The following is a 5571-nucleotide window of genomic DNA, read 5'->3' as shown; positions in this document are numbered from 1 at the left end:
CTTGTTCCCCCCATGCTCGACTACTTACCCTATAGCAGCCTGTTCGGCTCAGTTTTTCAATGACTATCTCGGTGTGGTCGAAAGTGGCTGTGGGGATAATCCACCACTTTTAAAAAGTGTCAAATAAAAAGCCCCTTGTAATTAAGGGGCTTTTTAGAGAATAGAGACCTGGCACGGAGCTATTTTTCCAGAGGGCTACCCCTCAAGTATCTTTGCCGCTGCAGCGTTTCACCTCCGAGTTCGGGATGGAGTCGGTGTGGGTCCGCCGCGCCAAACGCACCAGGAAAAATTAGTGGGTTAACACAACCCTGAAGGCTGCATAGCAACAAGTTAGTCATTATCAATAGAAGGTGAGGTCAAGCCCTCGGTCTGTTAGAACGCCTTGGCTGCACCCATTACTGGGCTTCCACCTAGCGCCTATTAACGGATGTTCTCTCCGTGACCTTACTGGATTAACTCCATGAGAGCACTCATCTTGAGGTGGGCTTCCCACTTAGATGCTTTCAGCGGTTATCCGCTCCGCACTTGGCTACCCTGCGTCTACCGTTGGCACGATAACAGGTACACCAGCGGTGCGTCCTTCCCGGTCCTCTCGTACTAAGGAAGGCTCCTCTCAATGCTCTTGCGCCCGCACCGGATATGGACCGAACTGTCTCACGACGTTCTGAACCCAGCTCACGTACCGCTTTAATGGGCGAACAGCCCAACCCTTGGGACGTACTTCCGCCCCAGGTTGCGATGAGCCGACATCGAGGTGCCAAACCTCCCCGTCGATGTGAACTCTTGGGGGAGATCAGCCTGTTATCCCTAGAGTAACTTTTATCCGTTGAGCGACGGCCCTTCCACTCGGAACCGTCGGATCACTAAGGCCGTGTTTCCACCCTGCTTGAGTTGTGGCTCTTGCAGTCAAGCTCCCTTATGCCTTTACACTCTGCGGCTGATTTCCAACCAGCCTGAGGGAACCTTTGCGCGCCTCCGTTACTTTTTAGGAGGCGACCGCCCCAGTCAAACTGCCCACCTGAAACGGTTCCCTTCCCGGTTTACGGGTTAGGGTTAGAATTCTAGCTTCACTAGAGTGGTATCTCACCGGTGGCTCCAATTCCCCCGCAAGGGAATCTTCAATGCCTCCCACCTATCCTGCGCAAGTGAAGCCCGAACCCAATTCCAGGCTACAGTAAAGCTTCATAGGGTCTTTCTGTCCGGGTGCGGGTAGTCCGTATCTTCACAGACAATCCTATTTCGCCGAGCCTCTCTCCGAGACAGCGCCCAGATCGTTACGCCTTTCGTGCGGGTCGGAACTTACCCGACAAGGAATTTCGCTACCTTAGGACCGTTATAGTTACGGCCGCCGTTCACCGGGGCTTCAGTCGCCAGCTTTAGGGTTTCCCCCTGACCGACTTCCTTAACCTTCCGGCACTGGGCAGGCGTCAGCCCCCATACTGCGTCTTACGACTTGGCGGAGACCTGTGTTTTTGGTAAACAGTCGCCTGGGCCTCTTCACTGCGACCCACTTGCGTGGGCACCCCTTCTCCCGAAGTTACGGGGTCATTTTGCCGAGTTCCTTAGAGAGAGTTATCTCGCGCCCCTTGGTATTCTCAACCTCCCCACCTGTGTCGGTTTCGGGTACAGGTAATTTAGGCTTAACGTGTTTAGAGATTTTCTTGGAAGCCTGACCTCTACCACTTCCCCCCCGTAGGGGGTCGTACTCGCGCCTCAGCTCAGGACGTTTTCTCCGTCCCTCAACACCTTGTACGCTTGAACCGGTAACCAACATCCGGCTGGCGATTGCCTTCTCCGTCCCTCTGCACAAACCTAAATCAGTACGGGAATGTTAACCCGTTATCCATCGACTACGCATTTCTGCCTCGCCTTAGGCCCTGACTGACCCTCCGTGGACGAGCCTTGCGGAGGAACCCTTGGGGTTTCGGGGCATTGGATTCTTACCAATGTTTTCGCTACTCAAGCCGACATTCTCACTTCCGTTTCGTCCACACCTGCTTACCGCTAGTGCTTCTCACTACTGCGGAACGCTCCCCTACCGATACATAAATTACATATCCCACAGCTTCGGCAGGCCGCTTAGCCCCGTTCATTTTCGGCGCGAGAGCGCTTGACCAGTGAGCTATTACGCACTCTTTTAAGGTTGGCTGCTTCTAGGCAAACCTCCTGGTTGTCAATGCACTCCCACCTCCTTTATCACTTAGCGCCCATTTGGGGGCCTTAGCTGGTGGTCTGGGCTGTTTCCCTTTCGACGATGAAGCTTATCCCCCACCGTCTCACTGGCTGAGTGTACGCCTGGTATTCAGAGTTTGTCTCGATTTGGTACCGCTCTCGCAGCCCGCACCGAAACAGTGCTTTACCCCCAGGTTATAATCTCAACCGCTGCGCCTCAACACATTTCGGGGAGAACCAGCTAGCTCCGGGTTCGATTGGCATTTCACCCCTAACCACACCTCATCCGCCGATTTTTCAACATCGGTCGGTTCGGACCTCCACTTGGTGTTACCCAAGCTTCATCCTGGACATGGTTAGATCACCCGGGTTCGGGTCTATAAATTGTGACGAATTCGCCCTCTTCAGACTCGCTTTCGCTTTGGCTCCGGCTATTTTTGCCTTAACCTGCCACAACCTATAACTCGCCGGCTCATTCTTCAACAGGCACGCGGTCAGACGTTAAATCGTCCTCCCACTGCTTGTAAGCTGACGGTTTCATGTTCTATTTCACTCCCCTTGCGGGGTTCTTTTCACCTTTCCCTCACGGTACTGTTTCGCTATCGGTCACACAGGAGTATTTAGCCTTACGAGATGGTCCTCGCTGATTCACACGGGATTCCACGTGCCCCGTGCTACTCGGGATACAGCTGAGCGGTTCGGGTTTTTAACTACAGGACTTTCACCTTCTCTGGTGCCGCTTTCAATGGCTTCGTCTAACCTTTCCCGTCTCGTGATGCTGTCCCACAACCCCAACTGGTATTCCAGTTGGTTTAGGCTTTTCCCTTTTCGCTCACCACTACTGGGGGAATCTCTTTTGATTTCTTTTCCTCGGGCTACTAAGATGTTTCAGTTCGCCCGGTTGGCTCATTCCTGTCTATGTATTCAACAGGCTGTACTAGGGGTTGCCCCATTCGGAGATCTCCGGCTCAATGCTTGCTTCCAGCTCCCCGGAGCGTTTCGTCGGTCGCCACGTCCTTCTTCGCCTCTGTGTGCCTAGGTATCCACCGTCAGCCCTTTGTAGCTTGACCACGATCTTTTCTTTGATTGTCTGTGTGGCAATTGGCTCGTCACAACCTTTACGGCTGCGCTTCGCTGATTGCCTAACACTTTCTACCTGACTTGTTGCTATGCAGTTTTCAAGGTTCTGACTGGAATTTCATCCAGCAGGCTGGCTTGTTTTTGTTTCAAGTTCAGTTGCTGAAGTTTTTCCGCTGTTCTTTCTTTGCCTTTTCATCGAGCGGCTTCTCATTCTAACCGCTTTTTCTTTGATTTGGCAATGACGAGATGACTTTTTTTAGGTTTAGGCGTTGGCGGCAGATGTTTGGCGGTTGGTTGAGTGGAGGTAAGCGGACTCGAACCGCTGACATCTGCCTTGCAAAGGCAGCGCTCTACCAACTGAGCTATACCCCCACTAGAGAAGTTAATTTTGAGAGGTTTTTCCTCTTTTCTCACTTCTATTCAGGTGGGCCATCCTGGACTCGAACCAGGGACCTCACCCTTATCAGGGGTGCGCTCTAACCACCTGAGCTAATAGCCCATTTTCTGAACCGTTTAATAGTTTGAAAGCCTTGATTCTTCACCCGGTCACGACCTCGGGATATCTTCTCTCTGTCTGATGATTTTTACTCTTCCATGACAGATGAAGCGGGTCTCCCTATAAAGGAGGTGATCCAGCCACACCTTCCGGTACGGCTACCTTGTTACGACTTCACCCCAGTCATCAGCCCTGCCTTCGGCGTCCTCCTCCCTTGCGGGTTAGAGTAACGACTTCGGGCGTGGCCAACTCCCATGGTGTGACGGGCGGTGTGTACAAGGCCCGGGAACGGATTCACCGCAGTATGCTGACCTGCGATTACTAGCGATTCCTCCTTCACGCAGGCGAGTTGCAGCCTGCGATCTGAACTGAGGCTGGGTTTTCGGGATTAGCTCGACTTCGCAGTCTGGCTGCCCTCTGTCCCAACCATTGTAGTACGTGTGTCGCCCAGGACGTAAGGGGCATGCTGACTTGACGTCATCCCCACCTTCCTCCGGTTTGTCACCGGCAGTCTCCCTAGAGTTCCCAACTTAATGATGGCAACTAAGGACGAGGGTTGCGCTCGTTGCGGGACTTAACCCAACATCTCACGACACGAGCTGACGACAGCCATGCACCACCTGTGTTCGCGCTCCCTAAGGCACCCCCTCCTTTCAAAGGGGTTCGCGACATGTCAAGTCCTGGTAAGGTTCTTCGCGTTGCATCGAATTAAACCACATACTCCACCGCTTGTGCGGGCCCCCGTCAATTCCTTTGAGTTTCACACTTGCGTGCGTACTCCCCAGGCGGGAAACTTAACGCGTTAGCTACGGCACGGCCCGGGTCGATACAGGCCACACCTAGTTTCCATCGTTTACGGCTAGGACTACTGGGGTATCTAATCCCATTCGCTCCCCTAGCTTTCGTCCCTCAGTGTCAGTGCAGGCCCAGTAGAGCGCTTTCGCCACCGGTGTTCTTCCCAATCTCTACGCATTTCACCGCTACACTGGGAATTCCCTCTACCCCTACCACACTCTAGCCTTTCAGTTTCCACTGCCTTGACAAGGTTGAGCCTTGCTCTTTGACAGCAGACTTGAAAGGCCACCTGCGGACGCTTTACGCCCAATCATTCCGGATAACGCTTGCATCCTCCGTCTTACCGCGGCTGCTGGCACGGAGTTAGCCGATGCTTATTCCTCAGGTACCGTCATTTTTTTCTTCCCTGAGAAAAGGGGTTTACAACCCAAGAGCCTTCGTCCCCCACGCGGTCTGGCTCCGTCAGGCTTTCGCCCATTGCGGAAAATTCCCCACTGCTGCCTCCCGTAGGAGTCTGGGCCGTGTCTCAGTCCCAGTGTGGCTGGTCGTCCTCTCAGACCAGCTACAGATCGTCGCCTTGGTGAGCCTTTACCTCACCAACTAGCTAATCTGACGCGAGCTCATCAAAAGGCAATTAATTTTTTACCTTCCGGCACATCGGGTTTTAGCAGCGGTTTCCCCCTGTTGTCCCCGTCCTTTTGGCAGATTCTCACGCGTTACTCACCCGTCCGCCACTAAGGTATTTCTACCTCCGTTCGACTTGCATGTGTTAAGCAGACCGCCAGCGTTCATCCTGAGCCAGGATCAAACTCTCCGTTTGGTTTGGCTCCGGTATTTCTCATGGTTCCGGTTCCTTTCACTTACTGATTACTCAGCTCGTTCTAATTTCTTCTTGACCCGGTTGAATGTTTCTGGCTTTCAAACTATTATTTTTTCTAGGTTCAGGGCGCTTCGAGGCGTCTCGCTTTCGCGTCGCTTCCTCTTGAGCGCTTTACTAATCTATCAACTCAACTGAGCTCTGTCAACCC

At 53.1% G+C, this 5571-nt stretch carries 2 tRNA genes and 3 rRNA genes; all 5 read right to left on the bottom strand.

The window, feature by feature from the left end:
* Positions 1 to 166: 166 nt before the first annotated feature.
* A 5S ribosomal RNA gene (gene rrf, locus H6F73_RS25820) occupies positions 167 to 284 on the bottom strand.
* A 68-nt stretch (positions 285 to 352) separates the two neighbouring features.
* Positions 353 to 3242 (bottom strand): 23S ribosomal RNA (locus H6F73_RS25815).
* 309 nt (positions 3243 to 3551) lie between these two features.
* A tRNA-Ala gene (locus H6F73_RS25810) sits at positions 3552 to 3624 on the bottom strand.
* 53 nt (positions 3625 to 3677) lie between these two features.
* Positions 3678 to 3751: transfer RNA gene (locus tag H6F73_RS25805), tRNA-Ile, on the bottom strand.
* 121 nt (positions 3752 to 3872) lie between these two features.
* Positions 3873 to 5363, bottom strand: a 16S ribosomal RNA gene (locus tag H6F73_RS25800).
* The 16S, 23S and 5S rRNA genes sit together here with 2 tRNA genes alongside, the layout of an rRNA operon.
* Positions 5364 to 5571: the final 208 nt, after the last annotated feature.

Origin of the sequence: Microcoleus sp. FACHB-68, assembly GCF_014695715.1 — a bacterium.
Classification (GTDB): Bacteria; Cyanobacteriota; Cyanobacteriia; order Cyanobacteriales; family Oscillatoriaceae; genus FACHB-68.
This window is presented reverse-complemented; position numbering and strand designations above follow the sequence as displayed.